Genomic DNA, 24,399 nt, shown 5'->3' on the forward strand with positions numbered 1-24,399 from the left:
ATTTATTTAGTTTTCTGTAAAAGTATGTAAATGATTATAATTATTAAAATACTCAATGATCTTTCCAACCAAATAAGCTTCCTGCTCATTGATACCTTTAAGACTAAAAGGCATCTTCTCTTTCCAATGAGGCCATCCGTCCTGATCTCTGCCTTCAAATTCAAAATAACCTTCACTCTCCAGCAAGGTACAGACTGCAATGTGCATCAGATCCCTTTTTTCTTCTTTTGTAAATTTTGATTTTGGTATCCTGCCTAATTCCTGTACACCGATGAGAAACAATATCGTCTGGAGATCTGGTAAAGTGTCTTTTTTTAAGGCATTTTTTACAATGGTCCTGACTCTTAAAAATTCAAAATCTCTTTCCCAAAATTCCATGAATTGAATATGTTTTATAAAAGCCGGCAAATATAAGAAAGAATAAGGTATCAATGTATTCTGTCTCCTCTTAATTCTCTTTTTTTCATGATTTCAGCTTCAAATTCCACCATTTCCTGCCATCTTTTTTTGACTTTCTCTTCAGGAGCATACATTTTTGCCAAATCAAGAAATGTCCTGTAATGACCCGCCTCCGACACCATAAACTCATGGTAAAAGTCTTTTAGCTTATCATCAGAAATGTGTAATGACAATAATCTGAATCGTTCACAACTCCTCGCCTCAATCATTGCAGAAATGAGGAGCTTGTCCATCAGTCTGTCTTCTTCTCTCCCTCCTTTACGTTGGAATTTCATGAGCTCCGTCACATAATTATCAATTCGGTTTTTACCGAAAGCATACCCTCTCGACTTAAGTTCTTTCAGTACTTTTCTGAAATGACCCCATTCTTCTGCGACTATTGGCGTGATTTCTTCCACTAGTTCGGTACGATCAGGAAACTGTATGATCAGGGAAATACAAGTAGATGCCGCCTTTTGCTCACAATAGGCATGGTCTGTCAGTATCTCATCTATACTTTTTTCGGCAATATTTACCCAATAAGGGTCTGTAGCTAATTTTAATCCAAGCATGATCTTCGAATAAGCATTAAATATTCAGTTAAAACATACCTTAATTTATCACTCGTTTGATACAAGAAAGTTGCTTCATGATGACATCTATATTGTAGATCACATAAGACTCAAAACCTGATGTCCACATAATGCCGATAGTATCCACAGGAACTTCACTGAGTGCTTTTACATCACTGTCTTTGAGTAGAAAATCAGTTTTATAGATCACACTACCTGTATAATTTTCTACTTCTCCATATGAAGTTTCAAGACTATAAATGTCAATTTTTTTACCTGATATAAGTGAGATTCGCATCAATGCTTCATATGGAATATGACCATAATTTTTTGATGCATCTTTTGAAATTAGTTTTTGAAATAATCTCAGTTTGGTTATATTTTTTTCTGTAATAATTGCTACATCCGTTTCCATCAACTCTTTGTCCTTAAAATAGCTTTTCAATTTTTCAGGGGTGTAGCTAAATAGATATTCTTTTTTCAACTCTAATGTCCTGTTTTTTCCTTCAGTTACGTCTTTGTTAATGATACAATCCGCTGGAATTGGCTTTGATTTTTTAATAGTAATACCTTCAGGAGATGGTGCCTTTACCTCTGGATTTGCTGCCTGCAATATTAAATTTGATTCTTCTGGAATATTCAATTCCTTCGTAATGATATTCATGTTCTTAAGATAATTTTCATATTCTTGTAACCTTAGTTTTTTGACTTCTTCCACTTTTAGGGAAGCCGAATTGTAGTTGGATTCAGCAAGTTTGATAACTTTTTCGACCGTTTTAAGTTCTTTTTCAAATTGTCTTTGCTCCAGTTTATTCTTCAGTCTTTTGGACTGCGAAATTTTCATTTTTTTATGATCTTTCTCTTTATTGAGTGAGTCTAAGACCATAAATGCCAAAACTTCTTTTAATTCAATTGCTTTTATGACAGATCTGAGTTGCCCGATCAATTCAGGAGTCATAAATGGTTTGTAAGGTAATTCATTGCTTGTGATCGATGTTTCAGCAACTTCAGATTGGTAATATTTCCATGTACCATCGGACATAATGTACACACTTTGACCGGATTTAGTAGTCATGAGTTTCTGACCTTCCATATTTGTGTATAAGGATACGTACAAAGTTACGATTAATAAGTATTTCATAAAACATACACTTTGAAGTTGCAAATATACATTATTCAGTGATGAATTATAAAATTTTATGGTGCACTTGGCTATTATTTATTCAAAACCTTGAGTGCGCCAATTCTTAAAAGGCAATCACTTATCAACTTTGGCTCGAAAGCACCGAATATATAAATCAAGCTGTTATCGGCTAGTGCTCTGACCAAAAAACCAAATGCGCTTGCCCCTTCCCACCCACGACAAAATAGTGGAGTGTGTATAACATATTGCACTTTTGTGAAAAAAATTAACTTGCTACATTTGCCTATACTTACTCCCAACTAAAGGGGAGAGCAGCACTAATATTGAAAGCATTGGCGTGGGTCGTCTCAAGCGTAGCTTGACAGGCTCTTTAGGGAATGAGGGTAGCGAGGGAATTTAAGTATTTGTGCAGTTTGTTATACACACAATAGTGGAAATTTACATTATTGGACAATGTAATTTTGCTATCTTTGACCTGTTAAAAATTCATTAGGCACAAATGAACCGAATTAAAGATGTTTTGAAAGAGAAAGGTATCTCACAAACTTGGCTTGCTAAGCAGTTGGACAAAAGTTACAACACGATTAATGAGTATGCCCGAAACGTGAGACAACCTAGCATTGAGGATTTGTACCGCATTGCAAAAATTCTGAACATTAATGCCAAAGATTTATTGAAAGAAGAATAATGAGCAAAGAGAATCAAATAGAAGAAAATCTAATCGAGCAACTAAAAGGGCTGAAATACACGCATCGCCCTGACATAGTTGATAGAAAAACGCTTGAACAAAACTTCAAAACAAAATTTGAAGCGCTTAATCGTGTGCGATTATCTGATAATGAATTTTTAAGACTAAGAGAAGAAATAATTCAACCAGATGTTTTTAAGGCATCTAAGTTATTACGTGAAAGACAGTACTTTCAGCGAGAAGATGGTACACCATTGCATTATACATTAGTAAATATCAAAGACTGGTGTAAAAATGATTTTGAAGTGATCAGCCAATTGCGCATCAACACTGAAAACAGTCATCAAAGATTTGATATCATTTTGCTGATCAATGGATTGCCCGTGGTGCAGATTGAGTTGAAAAAACTCGATATATCACCACGAAAAGCAATGCAGCAAATTGTAGATTACAAAAATGAACAAGGCAATGGATATGGCAATTCTCTGCTGTGTTTTATGCAATTGTTCATAGTGAGTAACCGAAGCAATACCTACTATTTTGCCAACAATAAGAATCAACATTTTGCTTTTAACGCCGATGAGCAGTTTTTGCCGATTTATCAATTAGCAGACGAAAGCAATAAAAAAATAACACACCTTGATTTATTCGCTGAAAAGTTTCTTAGCAAGTGTACGCTTGGTGAAATGATCAGCAAGTATATGGTTTTGGTAGAGAGCGAAGAGAAATTGCTAGTCATGCGTCCCTACCAGATTTATGCAGTTAAGGCTATTGTAGATTGCATCAAAGACAATAGAGGCAACGGCTACATCTGGCATACTACAGGAAGCGGTAAAACTTTGACTTCTTTCAAAGCATCAACTTTACTAAAAGACAATACCGATATAGAAAAATGTTTGTTTGTGGTTGACCGTAAAGACCTTGACCGACAAACCCGTGAAGAGTTCAATAAATTTCAGGAAGGAAGTGTGGAAGAAAACACTAATACCGAAACATTGGTAAGGCGTTTACTTTCTACCGATTATGCCGACAAAGTTATTGTCACAACCATTCAAAAATTAGGATTGGCCTTGGATGGCACCAACAAAAAGAACACTTCGACCGGGCTCAGGACAGGTTATAAGGAACGCCTAGAACCATTAAAAAATAAACGAATGGTTTTTATTTTTGATGAGTGCCACCGTTCGCAGTTTGGTGAAAATCACAAAGCTATTAAAGAATTTTTTCCAAATGCTCAGTTATTTGGCTTTACAGGAACACCCATCTTTGACGAAAACGCAACGTATCAAATAAGAGAAGGCGAAGAAGCATCTTACAAAACCACGCAAGATATTTTTGAAAAGCAATTACACGCTTACACCATTACCCACGCCATTGACGACCGAAATGTGTTGCGTTTTCATATTGACTATTTCAAGGGCAAAGGAACACATCAAGCAAAGCCAGGCGAGCAAATTGCTCAACAAGCTGTAGTGGAAGCCATTTTAGAGAAGCACGATGCTGCTACCAATTCAAGACGTTTTAACGCTGTATTGGCAACGGCTTCTATCAACAATGCCATAGAGTATTACAATCTTTTCAAAGAAATTCAAAAAAAGAAACAGGTCGAAAATCCTGATTATGTTCCATTGAACATTGCTTGTGTTTTTTCGCCACCATCTCAACTCATTGCAAAAGATGGTGACCAACAAAGCCAAAAAAATGCGGCTGATGTTAAGCAGCTGAAAGAAGATCTTGCTCAGGAAAGAGAAGATAACAAACAAAATCCTGATGAAAAGAAGAAAGTATTAACAAGTATTATTGCTGACTACAATGCTAAGTTTAAAACGAATCACAGTTTTAATGAGTTCGACTTATATTATCAGGATGTGCAAAGCCGTATCAAAGACCAGAAATGGACGAACAAGGAACTGCCCCACAGCCAAAAGATTGACATAACCATAGTAGTGGATATGTTGCTCACAGGGTTTGATAGTAAATACCTGAACACGTTGTATGTGGACAAAAATCTGAAATACCACGGATTGATTCAGGCGTTTTCACGCACCAACCGTGTGCTAAACGATACCAAACCTTATGGCAATATTTTGGATTTTCGTTCGCAACAAGATGCCGTAAACCAAGCGATTGCATTGTTTTCGGGTGAAGACCATGGAAAAGCCAATGAAATTTGGTTGGTTGACCCTGCACCTGTGGTGATAGACAAATACAAGAAAGCAGTAGAAGCTTTGGGTGTATTTATGCAAGAACATGGCCTTGTCTGTGAACCACAGGAAGTATATAATGTAAGAGGTGATGCTGCAAAAATTGCTTTTATACAAAACTTTAAAGAAGTGCAACGCCAAAGAGTGGCCTTAGAGCAATTTACAGATTTAGAACCAGAACAAAAGCAGTTAATAGAAGCAATTCTGCCCAAAGATTCTTTTTTAGAATTTAGAAGTTCTTATATAGAAACGGCCAAACAATTTCAAAAACGCCAACAAAAAGAAGGCGACCAAGCACCGCCAGAAATTCAGCAATTGGATTTTGAGTTTGTGTTGTTTGCTTCTGCCGTGATTGATTACGATTACATCATGAGTCTGATTGCCGACAGTACGCAAAAGAAACCTGCCAAACAAAAAATGACCAAAGCACAGGTGATTAGTTTGCTAAGTTCAAATGCCAACCTGATGGACGAACAAGAAGATTTAACCGAATACATCAATGGTTTGGATTGGAATAGCGGACAAGATGTTGAAACGCTACGCAAAGGGTACGACACTTTTAAAGACGACAAATACAACAAAGAACTGGCTGCCATTGCCCACCAACACGGTTTGCAAACGGCTGACTTGAAAAACTTTGTAGAAAAAATAATGAGCCGTATGATTTTTGACGGAGAAAAACTCACCGACCTGTTAGAACCTTTAGACCTGAGTTGGAAAGAACGCAGGGACAAAGAACTGGCATTGATGGCAGACTTAGTACCCCAATTAAAAAAATTGGCCCAAGGGCGTGAAATTTCAGGATTAGCAGCTTATGAGTAATGATATGAAAATAATACCAGAGTTGAGGTTTCCTGAGTTTTCTGAAAATTGGGAAATCAATTTATTGTCTGATATGTGTGATGTCTATAGAGGTGGCACATTTTCAAAAGCTGATATGGATGAAAATGGTTCTCATCCGTGTATTCATTATGGTGAGTTATTCACAAAGTACAACGAAGTAATTACTAACATATATTCAAAAACAAATAAAAGTGAAGGATTCAAAAGTGAGGTTGGAGATGTTTTAATGCCTAGTTCTGATGTAACACCTGATGGCTTAGCAAAAGCTTCCGCAATAATGCTTGATAATGTTGTTTTGGGTGGAGATATGAATATTCTTAGACCAAAGAAAACCTTTATTCAATTTTTATAAGCTATTTACTTAATCATTCCAAGAAGGAAATTATCAAGCTAGTTTCTGGAACAACCGTAAAACATATTTATCCAAGTCAAATCATTACTTGTCAATTACCAATAGTCTATAACAAGCCAGAACAACAAAAAATCGCATCCTGTCTTTCATCCTTAGATGAAGTGATAGCTGCCCACAGCCAAAAGTTGGATTTACTCAAAGACCACAAAAAAGGCTTGATGCAAAACTTATTCCCGCAAATGTCTGAATCAGGATTTACTGGATTAAAGGATAATAGGATGAATGATGATGAGATTAAAAATAAAACCAAAAAAATCCTGACATCCCAAAATCAAAAAAATCAAGGTTCAGACAATGTTCCAAAGGTTCGGTTTAAGGAGTTTGAGGAGATGGGGAGTGGGTGGAAGAAATATTAGGAGAAATTTGTGATGTTCGAGACGGCACACACGATAGTCCTAAATATGCTTCAAAAGGGTATCCAATGATTACTTCTAAGAACCTTCTTATAAATGGAATGATTGATTTTGACAATGTGAGCTATTTATCAGAAGATGACTACAATCAAATAAATAAACGTTCTAAAGTAGATATTGATGATATTCTATTCGGAATGATTGGGACAATTGGAAATCCTGTGATTGTTAAAAATGATGGTTTTGCAATAAAAAATGTTGCTTTAATTAAAAGTATCGGTAAACTAAATCAGGAATTTCTTTTACACCAACTTAAAAGCAATTACATTTTATCACAATTCGAAAAAGTAAATGCTGGAGGTATATTGAAATTTATTGCTCTAGGTGTTATAAGAAATTTAACCGTTATAGTTCCATCACTCAAAGAACAACAAAAAATAGCTACCTGTCTATCATCCTTAGATGCACTCATCACTGCACAAGCAGAGAAAATAGATCAATTGAAGTTGCATAAAAAGGGTTTGATGCAGGGCTTGTTTCCGAAAATAATTGCGAGTTAAAAATTACGAATTACGAATATGGAAGTGTGGTCTCATGAAATACGTTGACAGCAAAAATGTGGAAAACTTTTCACAAATTTGCAAATATGAGTACAAAAAGAACGAGAAAAGTATTCTCAGAGAGCTTTAAGAAGCAAAAAGTAGACTTAATAGAAAGTGGCAAAATGACCACTGGATCAGTTGCTGCCCAATTTGATGTGAGTTATGCGGCTGTTTACCAATGGGTCAAAAAGTATGGAAAGGTCAGTCCACCGGATAAGATAGTCATTGAGACGGACAGCGATTATCTGAAAGTTTTGGAATTGCAGAAAGAGAAGTCTAATCTTGAGCGGATCTTAGGCAAGCAACAGATCAGAATTGATTATTATGAGACACTTATCGAAATGGCCAAAGAGCATTACAAAGAGGATATTGAGAAAAAATTTTTAAAAAAGTAATCACCCGTCTTCATAGCAATAAAAAGTCGTACAGTATGCAATCAGTGTATAGAGAATTAGGGCTGAGCAGACAAGCCGTGCATCAGCAGTGGAGGCGGGATGATAGACAAACAATGCAATATGAGCAAATTATCCCCATAGTGAGGAATGGAGGATCAAACATCCACGTATGGGAAGCCGTGCATTGTATTATAGTATAAAAAATGTTGGTGGCATTGACCTTGGACTGGGAGTCAATAGGTTTGAACAACTCATGAGTACTTCAGGTTTGACCATCAAGCCTGGTAGAACAAGAATAGTAAAGACAAGTGACGGAAAAGGTAAAGGCGATTATCCCAACCTGATCAATGGGCTCATATTGGATAATGTGAATCAACTCATTGCTGGTGATATTACGTATTATAATATTGATGGTCAGTGCAGTTACATATTCACGTTAAAGGATATTTATTCGCAAAGGGTACTAGGACTGATACCGTCTTTAACTATGGAAGCTTCCATCGCCATACAGTGCCTGGAACAAGTATTTATGTTGCGTAAAGATATAAATTTACAGGGATGTATCCATCATTCTGACAATGGCTCTCAATACAACTCAACAGCTTATAAAAAATGTTGACAGATGCAGGGATGCTAATTAGCAGAGCTGAAAATTGTTTGGAAAATGGAAGTGCCGAAAATTTAAATTCCATTGTTAAAAATATGTACCTCAAACCTTGGAGTATACGCACCTTCAAAGAGCTAGAGCAAGCGTGCCAGGAATTGATTTATATCAATAATCACCAAAGAGCCATCGAACAATTAGGACAGCTAAGCCCTGTACAATTTGAACAATTAGTGGCAAAGTTGCATCCTGACGAAAGACCTAAAAAGTATTATATGATTTTGACAGCTAAGCGGGACATGGGGTTTTTAAGGCATGATTCCCTAAATTGGAATGTAGGTTATAAAAAGTCAAGGAGCATTTTAAATGTGCTCCTCGACCGAACCTTACGTTCCACTTTGAGTAATTATGATATTCCTTCCAAGGTTGCTCCCCAGCAGAGCCTTAGTCCGCTTCACATAATCGTCAAAACAAAGGTACAGTATTATTATTTATTTCTTAACTTTACGTTTTCCACATGTTGTTATAAGTTACAACATTGTTGTCAACGAAAATCATGAGAGCTCAAAGTGATAAGAAATCAAGTTAATCTTAAAATCAAAAAAATCAAGGTTCAGACAATGGGCTTGATGCAGGGGGTGTTTCCGAAAATAAATACGAATTAACATTACGAGATGGAAAATTTACCTTCAAATACAAGCAATTTTATTCTATATACCACACCAGCTGGTGAAGTGAAGCTCAGCGTTTTATTGCAAGATGAAACTATTTGGCTTACCCAAAGGGCTATGAGTGTTTTGTTTGACACCACTACACAAAATATAACCATTCACTTAAAAAATATTTTTGAAAGTGGTGAGTTAAATGAGGCAGCAACTTGTAAGGATTTTTTACAAGTTCAATTAGAAGGCAATAGGGAAGTATCTCGAAAGCAAAAAATGTATAATTTAGATGCCATCATCTCAGTAGGTTATCGGGTGAACTCTTCTAAAGCCACCCAATTCAGAATTTGGGCAACCAAAACACTCAAAGAATTCATTATCAAAGGTTTTGTGCTAGATGATAATCGATTGAAGCAAGGTGAAACTGTTTTTGGCAAGGATTATTTTAGAGAGCTATTAGAGCGGGTACGTTCCATCAGAGCCAGCGAACGCAGAATTTACCAGCAAATCACCGATATTTTTGCAGAATGCAGCATTGATTATGACCCGAATGCAGAAATAACTAAAAACTTCTACGCAATGGTGCAAAACAAATTCCATTTCGCCATTACAGGTCAAACTGCAGCTGAAATCATTTTTAAAAATGCCGATGCTACCAAAGAAAATATGGGTTTAACCACTTGGAAAAATGCCCCAGACGGTAGAATTCTTAAATCAGATACAGCTATAGCCAAAAATTACTTACAGGAAAAGGAAATTAAACAATTAGAGCGCACCGTTACTGGTTATTTTGATTACATAGAAAACCTGATAGAAAGAGAAAACACCTTCACGATGGAAACTTTGGCAAATAGCGTAGATAAATTCTTGAATTTCAACGAGTTCAAGACCATGGACGGAAAAGGCAAGATTTCGCATACTAAAGCCATTGAAAAAGCAGGTGAAGCATACGACCAATTTAATAAGACCCAAAAAATTGTTTCTGATTTTGACAAAAAATTAAAGCAAATAAAGCAAAAGAAGAATGACAAATAAAGACCAACAACAACTGGGCAAAACCCTTTGGGCTATCGCTGACAACTTGCGAGGTGCAATGAATGCGGATGATTTCCGTGATTATATGCCTTCGTTAGATGCGCTCATCACCGCACAAGCCGAAAAGATAGAACAATTGAAGTGGCACAAAAAGGGATTGATGCAGGGCTTGTTTCCAAAAATGTCTGAGCCGTGATTTTGTGATTAAATGATGAATATGATAGATATAAGAAAGGACATAAATCAGACAATTTTAATGGGGTGGAAATCGTCCACTTTAAACCCAACGAAAACAATGGATTAACAAAAGTAGGGTAAAAATATGGCAACAAAGAACAGTATACATGTAAAAGGTACAGCAATCACTGTAGTGGTACAAAACGATTTAGATTATTTATCACTGACAGATATGACAGTTGGCTTTAAGGAAGGAAGCAGTTTAATTGGCAAATGGATAACGAACAAAAATACGCTTGAGTATTTAGGCATTTGGGAAAAATTAAACAATCCTAATTTTAATTACCCTGAATTCGGGGTAATTGAGCAAGAGGCTGGAATAAACCGATTTATTATGTCTGTGGGGCAATGGGTTGAAAGAACAAAAGCAGCTGGTTTATTGGTAAAAGCAGGCAGATATGGTGGTACGTATGCTCATAAGGATATTGCTTTTCATTTTGCAATGTGGCTAAGCCCTGAATTTCAAATTTATTTAATTAACGAATTTCAACGCCTAAAAGAGGAAGAACAAAAGCAGTTGGGTTGGTCTGCTAAACGAGAATTGACAAAGCTCAATTACCACATTCATACGGATGCCATTAAGCAAAATCTGATACCAGCAGCACTCACACCTGCCCAGACAGCTATAGTTTACGCTTCAGAAGCGGATGTATTGAATGTGGCAATGTTTGGAATAACAGCCAAGCAATGGCGAGAAGACAACCCTGGTTTAAAAGGAAATATGCGTGATTATGCCACAATTAACGAATTGATTTGCTTGGCTAATATGGAAAACCTGGATGCTGTTTTTATTCAGGAAAAAATTTCACAAAAAGAAAGACTCATTAAATTGAATCAAATAGCTATTCAGCAAATGAAAGTGCTGATGGATGTTGAAAATAGAAAATTATTAAAATAGATGACAAATAAAGACCAGCAACAACTGGGTAAAACCCTTTGGAATATTGCAGACGATTTGAGAGGTGCAATGAATGCAGATGATTTTCGTGATTATATGCTTTCGTTTCTTTTTCTTAGGTATTTGAGCTACAACTACGAAGAAGCGGCAAAGAAAGAATTGGGCAAGGACTATCCCAACCTACCTGAAACGGATAAGAAAACCCCACTTTCTGTATGGTATGCATCCAATAAAGATGAAGTAGTGGACTTTGAGCAACAGATGCGTAGAAAAGTGCATTATGTTATAGAACCAGACCACTTGTGGAGCAATATCAGCGAAATGGCTCGCACACAGAATCCAGAGCTTGTTTTCTGAAATCAATTTGAATTCTGAAAAATTGGGGAAAACATCAGCGGAACGGAACAAAAAACTTTGTACCATCATTCAAAAAATTGCAGAAGGCATTGCTGAATTTTCTGCCGACTCTGATACGCTTGGCGATGCTTATGAATATTTGATAGGCGAATTTGCAGCAGGTTCAGGCAAAAAAGCAGGGGAATTTTATACACCACAACAAATTTCAACCATACTTTCTGAAATCGTAACCTTAGACAGTCAAGAGCCAAAGACAGGTAAGAAAAAGAAGTTAGACAAAGTGTTAGATATGGCTTGTGGTTCAGGTTCGTTGTTGCTCAATGTAAGAAAGCGAATCAAAGATAGTGGCGGTAGTGTGGGCAAAATTTACGGTCAAGAAAAAAACATAACCACTTACAACCTTGCCCGAATGAATATGCTTTTGCACGGTATGAAAGACACCGAGTTTGAAATATTCCACGGAGACACTTTGGAAAATAGTTGGTCATTGCTTAACGAAATGAACCCAAGCAAAAAGACAGAGTTTGATGCTATTGTAGCCAATCCGCCTTTTAGTTTGCGTTGGGAACCCAATGACACCTTAGCAGAAGATTTCCGTTTCAAAAGTTATGGTTTAGCACCTAAATCAGCTGCCGATTTTGCTTTTCTATTACAAGGTTTTCACTTTTTAGGCAAAGAGGGTACAATGGCGATTATTTTACCACACGGAGTTTTATTCCGTGGTGGAGCAGAAGAAAGAATTCGAAAAAAATTGTTACAAGACAATCATATTGACACCGTCATTGGTTTGCCTTCAAACTTATTCTACTCGACAGGTATTCCAGTTTCAATTTTGGTTTTAAAGAAATGCAAAAAACACGATGATGTTTTATTTATCAATGCATCAGAACATTACAAACAAGGCAAACGACAAAACACGTTAAGAGTGGGAGAAAACGGAGAGCCAAACGATATTCGAAAAATCGTTGAGACATACCAATACCGACCAGACCATATTGAAAGATATGCCCGTAGAGTTTCAATGGACGAAATTGAAAAGAACGGCTACAACCTGAATATTTCAAGGTATGTCAGCACATCAGAAGATGAAGTGCAAATTGACTTGAAAGATGTAAATGATAAACTGACTTCAATAAATGAAAGCATAAAAGCAAACACAGACAAGCACAATGAATATTTAAAAGAATTAGGACTGAAACCTATTTAATGCCAACGCTATACGCCATTTTCATAACATCATGCAGACTGCGTGCCGTTTTTAGAAAGAAAGCCAAAATAACATTTATAATCAAGAAATTAGTAATTGTGCAATTTGTTATACACACAAATTGATCATCCCCAAATAGTGGCAAATTAATTTTATTATTTTATCATTGTGCCTTGAAGTTTGTTAGATTTAGATTTTTACAAAGATTTTAGGATTTTCTTGATTGATGGGAAATCCCTTGGCTTAGATAATTGATAAAACACACTCTCGAAAGCAACAAAAAATAATAAACCAATTCAAGATGACAAAAATATATTATTTCATTCTGATAATTTTGATTTCACCATTGATGGTATTCAGTCAAAAATCAAAAGAAAAAAATACGGTGAGCAGTAGTGTTCCCGTAGCAATTACTCAGGATCTGAATACGTACTTTAAACCCATGAAGTGGCGGAGTATTGGACCATTCAGGGGTGGAAGGTCAGTGGCCACTTCAGGAGTCAGGGGCGATATTACTACATACTATATGGGTACTACCGGTGGCGGACTCTGGAAAACTGAAGATATGGGACTCAATTGGAGAAATATATCTGACGGCTATTTTAAGACCGGTTCTGTCGGAGCTGTTGCGGTGGCAGAAAGTGACCCCAATATCATATATGTGGGAATGGGCGAACATGCTGTACGAGGTGTGATGACCCATCATGGAGACGGGATGTACAAGTCAACAGATGCTGGCAAAACATGGAAACACATAGGTCTTGAAAAAACGCAACATATTTCCAGAGTAGTCATACATCCCAAAAATCCTGACATCCTATTTGTAGCGGCACAAGGTGCACTTTATGGACCATCAAAAGAAAGGGGAATCTATAAATCTACTGATGGAGGATTGACCTGGCAAAATGTACTATACAATGATGAAAAAACAGGATGTGTCGAATTGTCCATGGATATGAATAACCCATTGATACTATATGCAGCTATGTGGGAACATGGGCGGCTTCCATGGAAGGTCATCAGTGGCGGACCAGGTAGCGGATTATATAAATCTCAAGATGGTGGCATCACATGGAGTAAAATTCATGAAGGATTACCTGCTGAGCTTGGAAAAATGGCTATTGCAGTCTGTCGATCCAATTCCGACAAAGTGTATGCATTGATAGAGAGTGATTCTGAGAAGGGACTTGGAGGTTTGTTTTTATCTGAAAATGGTGGCAAATCATGGTTCAGGGTATCTTCTGACAATCGATTAATACAAAGAGCCTGGTACTATATTGAGCTATTTGTGGATCCAAAAGCTGAAAACACGGTATATGTTCTGAGTGCACCCGCCTTAAGATCTATAGACGGCGGAAAGACCTGGGCCAATCTTGACGGGCCTCACGGTGATTATCATGATTTATGGATCAATCCTGATAACCCCAAGAATATGATCATTGCTGATGATGGCGGTGCTTCTGTAAGTTTTAATTTTGGTAAATCATGGTCACTGCAAAACAATATGCCGACAGCTCAATTATACAGGATTAATGTGGACAATCAGTTTCCTTACAGGATTTATGCTGGTCAGCAGGATAATACTTCCATGGTGATATCAAGCAGTGAGCTGAGTAGTGGTGGTATCACTCATAAGAGTTGGTCAGTGTCTGCAGGTGGTGAGAGTGCCTTTCTGGCATTCAATCCCGACGATCCACGTTACGTTTTGGGCGGCAGTTACCTCGGCACCATAGAAGTACTGGATACTAAAGCAAAAGCAGGAACCAATATCATGGCTGCTCCTATCCAATATCTGGCGCGAAACTAAAGACATGAAGTATAGATTTAACTGGAATGCTCCGATAATCTGGTCTAAACATGAACCCGACACATATTATCACGGGTCTCAATTTTTACTTCGTACCCGCGATATGGGTAAATCATGGACTGAAGTCTCTCAGGATCTCACAAGAAATGAAAAAGAAAAACAAGGAAAAGGAGGGGGACCATACACCAATGAAGCAGTTGGTGCAGAAAACTACGGTACGCTGAGTTATGTACTCGAATCGCCACATGAAAAAGGTGTCATATGGACAGGCAGTGATGATGGATTGGTTTATCTTACGAAGGATGGCGGAAAAACCTGGCAAAATGTGACACCATCAGGATTGCAGGAATGTCTTATAAACGCCATAGAAGTATCACCGCATGACCCGGCTGTAGCTTATATAGCCACTACCAGATATAAGTTTAATGATCATACTCCAGGCATATACAGGACCAATGATTACGGCAAAACATGGACAAATATCAACAATGGAATACCAAAAAATGCTTTTACAAGAGTAGTCCGTGAAGATGAAACCCGTAAAAATTTGCTTTTTGCAGGCACAGAGACTGGAATATTTATTTCCTGGAATGGAGGTAAAGAATGGTCTTCATTCCAGCTAAATCTGCCTGTAACTCCTATAACAGATTTAAAAGTACATCAAGGGAATCTTATTGCTGCTACTTCAGGGAGATCATTCTGGATACTTGATGACTTATTTTTATTAAACCAATACAAGGCAGACACAACAAGTTTGACTTTGTTCCAACCTGCACCTTCTATGCTGGTCAATGGGTATAGTGAGCTGGATGGCAACAATCCTGAGTTTGACGGAACCAATCCATCCAGAGGAGTCAATCCTGCGACAGGTGCGGTTTTGTATTATCATTTGCCGGAATTAAAACCAGATGAACATATCACAATAGAAATTCTTGACAGTCAGGGCAATAATGTCAGAAGCTTTTCTTCCAGGGCGGATTCAACTTTTTTGCAATATGATGGCGGACCCCAAGCAGAGCCAGTACTTCCAAAGAATAAAGGTCTGAACAGGTTTGTATGGAACCTGAGACATGCCACCATTCCGGGTGTACCCTATGTGTATATTGAGAGCAGTTTCAGAGGTCACAAGGCCATTCCCGGTACTTATTCTGTCGTCCTGAAATACGGCCAGATGTCAAAAAGTACTTCATTACAAATAACACCCAATCCGCTTTACGCTATCGATCCGGCAACCTATCTGGAATATGACCGCCTCATGACCAAGATGGAAAATGAAGTAAGGATCATGCATCAGATGACCAATACTCTGAATAATAAAAGACTCCAGATAGAGAAGATGCTTGATATTCTCAACAAAGATCAAAATTTATTAATGTCGCCACTACAGGAAATGCATTAGTGACTAAAATGAAAGCATGGGATGAGGATATGGTGCAGCGTAAATCCAAGGCCTATGATGATGTGGAAAACTTTCCTAATAAATTTACTGCCAATTATCTTTTATGCTGAATCATACCGAAAGCGATTTGCCCCGAATAAACCAACCAACACTGGACCGCAAAAAGGAACTCGATAGCGAATGGGAGGCATTAAAATCAAGAGCAAATGAATTTCTGGGCAAAAGCCTGCCGATGTTTAACCAACAGCTTTGGGAAGCAGGAGTGGGTGCTGTATGGGAAAAATAAAATAGTCCGATGATAAAAAAAGCAGTCTTGGTCGGTGTATTGATTTTCATGGTCGGAATATATTTTTATCCGTCTACAAAATATTCTTTTTCTGAGATTTATCAGAGGGAAGACGATGTAAGCCTATCTCTGCAAAAATTCAGAGCCAGACCCACAAAAACAGCTGATGTAAATGGTATGACTATCACTTACCAAAAGGAAGGAACGGGCGATACATGCATCCTGTTTTTACATGGCATGGGTGGATCATATGACACCTGGTGGCAACAGATGGATCACTTCAAGCAAAAATATACCACCTTAAGCCTGACATATCCGAGAGTTAATAATCTGAAAGATTTATCAAAATGTGTACTGTCCATACTTGATAGAGAAAATGTAAGAAAAGTGGTCATAGTTGGCAGCTCTTTGGGAGGATATCTGGCACAATATATTACCACTTTTCATCCGGATCGTGTTTTGATGGTCTCATTGGGGAATACCTTCCCACCCAATACAGAAAATAAAGAAAAAAATGAAACCCTGATGCAGATCATGACGTACATGCCTGAGTGGTTTGTAATTCATTCTATACGGAAGAAGTACAATGCAGAAGTTGTCCCCGCAGCAGAAAACTCTATGGTAGTCAATGCGTTTTTGAACGAATTGCTTGGAAGTCAGGTGAAAAAAGGAGATTTCTTAAGCAGGTATTACTGTGTTGTCGATACTTTTATATCAAAATATCCACAAAACTATACCCATTCAGATCATTGAGTCAGATAATGATCCATTGGTCAGTAAAACATTGCGTGATCAGCTTAAAGCAACCTATCCACAGGCAAAAGTTATTACCTTAATCAATAAAGGCCACTTTCCATATCTGAATGATGCGGATCACTACAATACCCTGATTGATACTTTTTTGAGCAGTGATGAGAGATAGAGTGTAAAATTATTTTTTGCCAAACCTATTGAATGCTCACCTTTATTTTAGCAACTTAGAGAGTAGTGTAGCTCTAATGCTCTGACTAGATAAAAGAACTTAATTAAATGTGGTTCTTTTTCCGAATATCTGCGTTAAAAATACTCGCGGTCCATAGAACATTTATATCATTCAGTTTAAGCTGTGGTACGGAGCCCACAGTTCAAAGCTAAAATCGTTTGCGACGATTTCTGTACGCTCTTCTTCTTGATCTTAGAAAAATTACTCCCATTTTAATTTAAACACGTTGGAGTTCGAATTCTAGAAATAAGGCTATGTTTTCAATACATTCATTAACTCCTACGAGGTTAGCTTATTATCTGGACAGAGCGCTTGTATTAAATGTTGTTGAGGTTTTGTTCTTGGCGTTTTATAAAATTGAGAGCATTTTGTGGAGTGATATAAAAAGAATTGTGAATCCACTCCCAAAAGCTTAGGATGAAGTAAAATAAATCATATTGATTTCTACTGCATTGATAATCAAGTACATTTTTTTAGGTCAACCTTCTGATTAGGCATGAGATAGTGTAAAAAATGGTTGTTTATCATAAAATTATTGTTTTCGGAGCAGCAATGATGATTCGAATAATGGACTCAGCAATATTTTCTATTAATTCTTCAGCATTGGTGATGGCATCGTCAAGGGTTGTTGGTTTATCAATAATCGAAAAGATGCCGTCGAATCCGTTGTTATAAAGCTCCTGATAACCTATCCCCAAGCTGCCGGCAATTGCAATTACGGGTATATTGTTTTGTTTTGCTACTTGTGCTACTCCGAACGGGGTTTTTTCCAAACGCAGTTTGAGAATCAATTCTACCTTCACCTGTAAACACCAAATCGGCACCCACGACTGTATCGGCAAACTTGGTTTCCCGCATAATAATTTCAATGCCACTTTCGAGCTTAGCTCCCAAAAAAGCACATAACTCCATAACCCAGTCCACCTGCTGCACCGGCACCCGGATACTCACTAAAATCCAATCCGGTATAAGATTTCATTAGGTCGGAAAAATGTATCAGACCTTTATTCAAGGTTTGAACATCAGCATCGGATGCCCTTTTTGTCGTCCATATACGTTTGATGCTCCATTTATACCACACAATGGATTGTCCACATCGCAGGCAGCTATAATATTTAAACCTTTTACTCTTGTATCAAGACCCGACATATCCACAGAGTGAATATTGATAAGTTCAGCGCCGCACATATTTTGTTCTTTGCCTTTTTCATCCAAAAACCGGACACCAAGTGCTTGAGCCATACCAGTTCCTCCATCGTTGGTGGCACTACCACCTAAACCTATAATGATCTCTGTACAACCCCTGTCAAGGGCATGTTTTATAAGTTCGCCTGTACCAAAAGTACTTGTATTTAATACATTTCTCTCATCATTTTTTAATAATTCAAGTCCGCTGGCAGCAGCCATTTCGATAACCGCCGTTTTACCATCGCCCATAATGCCATAAAATGAGTTAAACGGGCGTGATAAAGGATCATGAACCATCACTTCCAACCATCACACCTTCAGACATTGCGATAAGCGATTGAACTGTCCCTTCGCCACCGTCGGCCATTGGAACTATAACAGTTTCAATATTTGCATCCACTTTTTTATTCCCTTTTCAATGGATTTAGCCACCTTAATGGCAGTTAAACTTCCTTTAAATGAATCGGGTGCAATAATTACTTTCATTTTTATCAATGTTGACTTTTATTTGTTGAGAATTGAAAAATAAATTCTCAGCAGCTTACTACTATATTTTGGGCGTCTATTCTGCCCAAAAGTACAAATATTACCTAAACATCTTATGAATTCTATCAGTGCATTTGCCTATATGGTGTGCAAGATCAAAGTACAACCTGACTTCACTTCGTTGGCAGTCGGGTAGGGAGAATCATTTTAAAATTTCAGAGTACTCTTAGTTTATTTCTGGTTCTTTTAAAAACGTACCAATTTGTTATACACACCTACCATATTGTGTGTATAACAAATTGAAATTGCACAAATACTTAAATTCCTCCCTTCCCTCATTCCCTAAAGAGCCTGTCAAGCTACGCTTGAGACGACCCACGCCAATGCTTTCAATATTAGTGCTGGTCTCCACTTTAGGGGTTGGGGGTAAGTATAGGCAAATGTAGCAAGTTAATTTTTCACAAAGTGCAATATGTTATACACACTACCATATTTTGATGATAAGTAATTCCACGATATTCATTATCTTTGCCTTCATCAAGAAAAATCTTAATGAAGTTTTCTAACTACCATTTTGTGAATGAGATAAAAAATAGTCTCGAGAAGCTCGGTTTTAAAAAGCCCACCGACATTCAGTTTAAATGTATACCCAATATTCTGAAAGGAGAAGACTTACTGGCTATCGCACAGACCGGGACAGGAAAAACTGCTGCTTTTGCTATACCTATCTTACATATACTGCATAGCAAGGTAAATACCAAAAGGGAGGATGGTATCAAATGTGTTGTTATGGTTCCAACTCGCGAGTTGGCAATACAGATAGCTGAGGTTTTCAATATCTTAGGAAAGAACACCAGAGTCAACATATTTTCGGTATTTGGCGGAGTCGAACAAGGCCCGCAAATAGCCAGGTTGGAAAAAGGAATTGATATCCTGGTGACCACTCCCGGTAGAATGTTTGATCCGGCAAGTCAGGGGTTTATCAAGCTCAATCGTGTCGAAATCCTGGTGCTGGATGAAGCTGACCATATGCTTGACCTTGGTTTTATCAAAGATATCAGAGATTTGATCCGTCATCTACCTGTAAAAAGGCAAACTCTCTTTTTTCAGCCACTATTGATGATCAAATTAAGGATCTTGCCTATTCACTCGTAAAAATCCTATTCGGATTCAGATTTCCCCCCAAAGATCCAGTTTCAAAAAATGTAGACCACTCCGTGATGTTTGTCAATATGGATGATAAACGTTTTTTCTTGAAAGGCTTGTTAACGAGCAACCGGAAGCCAAAATTCTGGTTTTTGTAAGGACAAAGGTAAAGGTGCGAAAGGGTAAAAGCAGCGATGCATCGCGTTCATATTGCATCTGAATATATGCATGGCGGGCAAGAACAGGCAGACAGGCTATCTGTACTCAACATGTTTAAGAACGGTACAGTAAAACTCCTGATAGCCACAGATGTCAGCGCAAGAGGTATAGATATTCCGGATGTGGATTTTGTTGTCAATTATGACCTACCGGAGCACTCCTGAAAGCTATGTACACAGAGTAGGACGTACAGGTAGAGGCAGGAAGCGGGTATAGCATATTCTTTCTGCGATGAGTCAGAAAAGACCTGCTTAAGCACATAGAGGAGTATATGGGTACTAAAATAAAAGTGTCCACTATCCTCCATGAAGACTATAAAGAAGTCGTAGATCTTTCATCAGAAAAAACACTCAACCTCAAGGATATCATCACAGAACTAAAAATGTCGCCTAATAAAAGATATGGAGTGAAAAAGTCTAAAAGAAAGCTGTAAACCATTCTCTTTCTCCAAAGAATGCAGCAAAGTTATGTGGATAAAAGATCATTTAATATACCACAAATTCATCTAAATGTGTGATGATTTCCTGTTTTGAAATGATGATATTTCATCAAAATTCCTAAGCAGAACTGATAGTTTATTTACCTTTCAAATCCGCAATCTTCTTTTCGAGTTCCAGCTCATCACCAGGATTATAGCCATTATGGGCATACACTATTTCACCTTTATCGTTGAGCAGGAAAGTCTGGGGGATAGTCTGGAAGTTGAGTGCTTGCTGCAACTCCTGTTTGAATCAGCTAAGACTGTAAACTCCCAACCTTTGGTCTTGACCATGGATGGCACCTTAGAAAGTCCTCTTGCATCATCTATGGTGATTGCCAATAATTGAATATCATATTTCTCCACCCATTCGCTGTACAGTTCATTGAGTACATCCAGTTCTCTTTTGCATGGAGTACACCAGGTTGCCCAGAAGCTTACGATAGTGATCTTTCCTTTTGAAGTATAATCTGTTGTACTGACCTGCTTTCCGTCAAGAGATTTGATATTGACTGTCGGAAACGGATTGCCGAATGCAAGTGTCAAAAATGTAAATACAGTGGGTAAAAGAATTTTAAAGGGTTCATTTTTTTATGTTGAATGAATAAAGGTAACATAAATACGCAAAAAGTGTCTGTATTGTTCCTTATTAACTTAATTTTAAGATGATATGCAAAAAAAAGCCCGAACAAATTTGTTCGGGCTAACTACGGTGCGTACGGAATTCTTCAGATTGCCTTATAGCTCATAGCCATAAAGACTATTAAAATGCTAAGTAGCAAGAAGGCAAAAAAGAAAACGTGAATCCCGGAACAAATTTCGTCTTTTGTAAAACATAAAAATCTGAGTTTGGTATTGGTTATTAAGTTCTATATTTCGATAACTTTTATCGTGTCGTCTTATCACACTATGCCAAAATGATACCATATGAAAAATAGATAATATGAACTATACCCACTATTTTATACCAAAATCAGGGTGTTTTTCTCATGTAAAATTATTACTCCCTTTGTGTTTTAAGCATCAACTGTTTTTATATGATGATTTTATTAAAATGTCAATTTCACTAATATATGGCTGGTGAAAATTACCCAAATGATGGTAATAAATAATTTTTATCCATTTAGACATTATAGATACTTCAGGAATAAATATAAAATTTGGAAAATCATACTTGATATATTACCTTTGATGATCTTCTAATAAGAGTGTTAAAGGAATTTTCAAATACAACACAATACGAACAAAACATATGACTTATCCATTAGAATTTGAATTAAAGTATTGGCACTTGCTCCGCAATTTTATGTAAGAGACATTCGGCAGAAATGTGGCCTATGTGAAACAAAACTTTTTAAACTAAAAGAAGATATCTCCGTATTTGAAGATGAAAGCCAGCGAAATGTCATTTTCAAAATCAAAGCGAATCAATGGATTGATTGGTCAGCATCCTACATTACGTATGATAAGGAAAACCATGAGATGGGACGGATAGGGCGAAAAGGAGCCAGATCGCTCTGAAGGCCACCTACGAAGTATTTGATGATGCTGATCACAAAGAGTTCATCATAGGGAAGAGAATGCTTTTGTCAAAATCATGGATGGTATCTTTTCTGAAGTTCCGATTCTAGGTATTTTTACAGGATACTTTTTCAACCCCAATACAACATCACCAATACAAATGGTGAATTGGTGGCTGTATTTAGTAAAGAACAATCTTTTTGGGGTAAGAAGTTTTCATTAAATCACTTCCCATTTCGAAATGGAAGAACAAAGAGTCATTCTTGCCCTTATCATGATGGTGTTATTAGAAAGAAGCAGAGGGTAAAAACTGCCCCAAGTGGATGGTTGTAAATAGGTAACTACATTTTACCATCAATTTGACGGGCTATAAAAATCCGTCATGGCCTCCTGACTTTGGTACAAGGCATCAATACCAGTGCTTCTTGCGGCGCAAGGTCGCAACTGGTGTTTTTACTATTATGAATTTTCTTAACCTAATATACCTGTATGAAACTTTTCCTAGGCTTTTACTTGCTCAATTGCTTCTTTTTTATACATTGGTAGTTATTTGCAGAAGAGCATTATCTGTAAACTATTTTTTTTATAAGTGATTAACGATTTGCTATCCTTTAACATTTTATGTTTTAACCTGAATTGCTGGAAAATCAGGTGATTATATCTAATTTTAGATTGAGTATTTTCATACTAAGGTAGCTTATAGTGACAGAAAATATTTTCCATAAAAATTAAATTATAATGCATTGTAAATTAAATAACTATGATGTTAAATTTTGCACTCAACTTTCTGTTTATTATAAACTGCTATCATAACTTTTCTAAACGAAATTAATAAATTATGAACACTCATTTACAGCTCAAAGAAGAGACAAAAACCAATAACGATACGGGATCATATTCTAGGTAACATGTCATTTTGTACACTTTGTAATAGTGCGCTTGGGGAGTGTATTCGCATCAGGTGATTATGCTCCACTTTATGAAGTTTTAACCCTGATGCAGAAACTTTTTCCTCAAGGAATAGATGAACAACGCCGAAACATTCAAGGTATTCAAAAGATTTTTGATTTTTGGCAAACTTGGCGCATCAGCAATAACACCATCGCCATGACTATCACTGAAATAAATTCAGTGCCCGTCATCGTAAGCGGATCAGTTGGAGAAACAGCAAAACCTGGCACCTGGGCGGTATTTTCTTGGTTCAATGTCAATGTCAATTTTGTTCCAAGCATGCAAAGAGGCCAGGTAAATGCTACATTTAGTTTCTAAGGAAGAAAGCATGATCCAAAAAAATATTTACTTATTATGACCCAAACCAGTTTTAACAATTTGCTTGATCTTAAATCAAAATTCTTTTTATCAAAACCCCATCCACCGCGTACAATTTAATGGTAAACTTTTCTTAACCCCAAAATCAACAAATATGATTCACCCACCAAGCCAAGGTCCATTGATTCTGCAAAAAAAACTACATGAACACATAGTAAATTCCGGCTCAAGCGAAAAACTTCAATTACATGACAGGAAAGGCGCCGAAACATTAGAAGCACTCTTTCTTAGGTACTAAAGGAATCAATCCCGAAGTACCTTACTGAGTTGTTACTTGTTGCTGTTGCAGGTATGTTTATGCTAGAGAATCCCTTTTCCAAACAAACCTGATTATGTCAACAAAGAAATTCAGAGTCCGAAAGTTTCAGGATACAATGATGCTTATGCGGCGGTTGTTAGTTTTGGTAGATGAATTGACCAAGTCAGGCACTTTTATAGCATGCGCTCGATCGGCCATATGGCACAGGATGCGGCGATGCCTGGAATTTTGGGATATTTTGCTGCATTGCTATATAATCAAAAATAATGTTGCTGTTGAAGCTTCTGCAGTTACAACTTGGCTGGAGATGGAAGTAGGTAATGAGCTTTGTAAGATGTTTGGGCTATAAATAAAACCCATCGGATTACCACCTTTACTTCGCTGAATCCAATTCCTGCGTCTGATGAAGCAACAAATAATTCTATAACTGCTTGGGGCACATCACTTGTGACGGGTCTGTAGCAAACCTCGAAGGTGCCGTGGATGGCACGAAATCAGAAGTTTTATGCAGTAGGTACTAAAGGCGGCAATATTAAATAGACCAGCTTTGGCAGCAGCTAAAAACTTTAAAGTTACACTTCTTGATGGCACAAAACCATTGATTCAACTTGATAACTGGACATTGTAACTTACCAATTGACGAAGTTT

The 24,399-nt window shown here is 37.3% G+C and carries 22 protein-coding genes and 4 pseudogenes; 21 read left to right on the top strand and 5 right to left on the bottom strand.

Annotated elements, in window-relative coordinates:
• Positions 1-6: 6 nt before the first annotated feature.
• The 3 genes from IPK35_00095 to IPK35_00105 are packed head-to-tail and all read right to left on the bottom strand — an operon-like array spanning position 7 to position 2,151.
• The gene (locus IPK35_00095; protein MBK8051704.1) at positions 7-378 is read right to left on the bottom strand and encodes a hypothetical protein; all 372 of its coding nucleotides are present in this window, start codon (positions 376-378) and stop codon (positions 7-9) included.
• 50 nt (positions 379-428) lie between these two features.
• A complete protein-coding gene (locus tag IPK35_00100; protein ID MBK8051705.1) occupies positions 429-1,010 on the bottom strand; it encodes a tRNA-(ms[2]io[6]A)-hydroxylase in 582 nt (193 codons plus the stop codon).
• Positions 1,011-1,050: 40 nt separating this feature from the next.
• Positions 1,051-2,151, bottom strand: a complete 1,101-nt coding sequence (locus IPK35_00105; protein ID MBK8051706.1) for a hypothetical protein — start codon at positions 2,149-2,151, stop codon at positions 1,051-1,053.
• Between the two features lie 502 nt (positions 2,152-2,653).
• Here IPK35_00105 and IPK35_00110 point away from each other — a divergent pair.
• The 16 genes and pseudogenes from IPK35_00110 to IPK35_00185 all read left to right on the top strand — a co-directional run bounded on the left by IPK35_00110 (position 2,654) and on the right by IPK35_00185 (position 17,065).
• Positions 2,654-2,842, top strand: coding sequence for a helix-turn-helix transcriptional regulator (locus IPK35_00110; GenBank protein ID MBK8051707.1), 189 nt, complete (start codon positions 2,654-2,656; stop codon positions 2,840-2,842).
• A complete protein-coding gene (locus IPK35_00115) occupies positions 2,842-5,868 on the top strand; it encodes a type I restriction endonuclease subunit R (protein ID MBK8051708.1) in 3,027 nt (1,008 codons plus the stop codon). Before IPK35_00110 ends, IPK35_00115 begins: the two co-directional genes overlap by 1 nt.
• Positions 5,869-5,872: 4 nt before the next feature.
• Positions 5,873-6,241 (top strand): hypothetical protein, encoded by a 369-nt coding sequence (locus IPK35_00120; protein ID MBK8051709.1) that lies wholly within the window; start codon positions 5,873-5,875, stop codon positions 6,239-6,241.
• Positions 6,232-6,657: a restriction endonuclease subunit S gene (locus IPK35_00125; GenBank protein MBK8051710.1), complete on the top strand. Its 426-nt coding sequence runs from the start codon at positions 6,232-6,234 to the stop codon at positions 6,655-6,657. Before IPK35_00120 ends, IPK35_00125 begins: the two co-directional genes overlap by 10 nt.
• A complete protein-coding gene (locus IPK35_00130) occupies positions 6,642-7,214 on the top strand; it encodes a restriction endonuclease subunit S (protein MBK8051711.1) in 573 nt (190 codons plus the stop codon). Before IPK35_00125 ends, IPK35_00130 begins: the two co-directional genes overlap by 16 nt.
• A gap of 86 nt (positions 7,215-7,300) precedes the next feature.
• A complete protein-coding gene (locus tag IPK35_00135; GenBank protein MBK8051712.1) occupies positions 7,301-7,651 on the top strand; it encodes a transposase in 351 nt (116 codons plus the stop codon).
• Positions 7,652-7,686: 35 nt separating this feature from the next.
• Positions 7,687-7,851, top strand: coding sequence for a hypothetical protein (locus IPK35_00140; GenBank protein ID MBK8051713.1), 165 nt, complete (start codon positions 7,687-7,689; stop codon positions 7,849-7,851).
• A complete protein-coding gene (locus IPK35_00145) occupies positions 7,821-8,270 on the top strand; it encodes a DDE-type integrase/transposase/recombinase (GenBank protein ID MBK8051714.1) in 450 nt (149 codons plus the stop codon). The genes IPK35_00140 and IPK35_00145 overlap by 31 nt, the downstream gene beginning before the upstream one ends.
• Complete coding sequence (locus tag IPK35_00150; protein MBK8051715.1) at positions 8,264-8,815, top strand: IS3 family transposase; 552 nt, start codon at positions 8,264-8,266, stop codon at positions 8,813-8,815. The genes IPK35_00145 and IPK35_00150 overlap by 7 nt, the downstream gene beginning before the upstream one ends.
• A gap of 114 nt (positions 8,816-8,929) precedes the next feature.
• Positions 8,930-9,952, top strand: coding sequence for a virulence RhuM family protein (locus IPK35_00155; protein ID MBK8051716.1), 1,023 nt, complete (start codon positions 8,930-8,932; stop codon positions 9,950-9,952).
• Complete coding sequence (locus IPK35_00160; protein ID MBK8051717.1) at positions 9,942-10,148, top strand: hypothetical protein; 207 nt, start codon at positions 9,942-9,944, stop codon at positions 10,146-10,148. Before IPK35_00155 ends, IPK35_00160 begins: the two co-directional genes overlap by 11 nt.
• A 126-nt stretch (positions 10,149-10,274) precedes the next feature.
• Positions 10,275-11,087: a KilA-N domain-containing protein gene (locus IPK35_00165; protein MBK8051718.1), complete on the top strand. Its 813-nt coding sequence runs from the start codon at positions 10,275-10,277 to the stop codon at positions 11,085-11,087.
• Positions 11,088-12,651, top strand: a pseudogene (locus IPK35_00170) (type I restriction-modification system subunit M).
• Positions 12,652-12,952: 301 nt separating this feature from the next.
• Positions 12,953-16,143: pseudogene (locus IPK35_00175) on the top strand (glycosyl hydrolase).
• Between the two features lie 9 nt (positions 16,144-16,152).
• Positions 16,153-16,896, top strand: a complete 744-nt coding sequence (locus IPK35_00180; GenBank protein ID MBK8051719.1) for an alpha/beta hydrolase — start codon at positions 16,153-16,155, stop codon at positions 16,894-16,896.
• A 16-nt stretch (positions 16,897-16,912) separates the two neighbouring features.
• On the top strand, positions 16,913-17,065 hold the full coding sequence (locus tag IPK35_00185) for a hypothetical protein (protein MBK8051720.1): 153 nt from the start codon (positions 16,913-16,915) through the stop codon (positions 17,063-17,065).
• 584 nt (positions 17,066-17,649) lie between these two features.
• Here the strand turns inward: IPK35_00185 and IPK35_00190 are convergent.
• Positions 17,650-18,799, bottom strand: a pseudogene (locus tag IPK35_00190) (glycerate kinase).
• A 552-nt stretch (positions 18,800-19,351) separates the two neighbouring features.
• Here IPK35_00190 and IPK35_00195 point away from each other — a divergent pair.
• A pseudogene (locus IPK35_00195) lies at positions 19,352-20,380 on the top strand (DEAD/DEAH box helicase).
• Positions 20,381-20,435: 55 nt separating this feature from the next.
• A complete protein-coding gene (locus IPK35_00200) occupies positions 20,436-20,597 on the top strand; it encodes a hypothetical protein (protein MBK8051721.1) in 162 nt (53 codons plus the stop codon).
• Positions 20,598-20,816: 219 nt separating this feature from the next.
• Here IPK35_00200 and IPK35_00205 read toward each other — a convergent pair whose 3' ends face one another.
• Positions 20,817-21,188, bottom strand: a complete 372-nt coding sequence (locus IPK35_00205) for a TlpA family protein disulfide reductase (GenBank protein ID MBK8051722.1) — start codon at positions 21,186-21,188, stop codon at positions 20,817-20,819.
• 738 nt (positions 21,189-21,926) lie between these two features.
• On the opposite strand from IPK35_00205, the gene IPK35_00210 reads away from it, so the two are divergent.
• The 3 genes from IPK35_00210 (at position 21,927) to IPK35_00220 (ending at position 24,100) form a co-directional block, all read left to right on the top strand.
• Positions 21,927-22,163: a hypothetical protein gene (locus tag IPK35_00210; protein MBK8051723.1), complete on the top strand. Its 237-nt coding sequence runs from the start codon at positions 21,927-21,929 to the stop codon at positions 22,161-22,163.
• A gap of 996 nt (positions 22,164-23,159) precedes the next feature.
• Positions 23,160-23,432 (top strand): hypothetical protein, encoded by a 273-nt coding sequence (locus tag IPK35_00215; protein ID MBK8051724.1) that lies wholly within the window; start codon positions 23,160-23,162, stop codon positions 23,430-23,432.
• 392 nt (positions 23,433-23,824) lie between these two features.
• On the top strand, positions 23,825-24,100 hold the full coding sequence (locus IPK35_00220; GenBank protein ID MBK8051725.1) for a hypothetical protein: 276 nt from the start codon (positions 23,825-23,827) through the stop codon (positions 24,098-24,100).
• Positions 24,101-24,399 lie beyond the last annotated feature (299 nt).

Source organism: Saprospiraceae bacterium, assembly GCA_016713025.1.
Lineage (GTDB): Bacteria > Bacteroidota > Bacteroidia > Chitinophagales > Saprospiraceae > OLB9.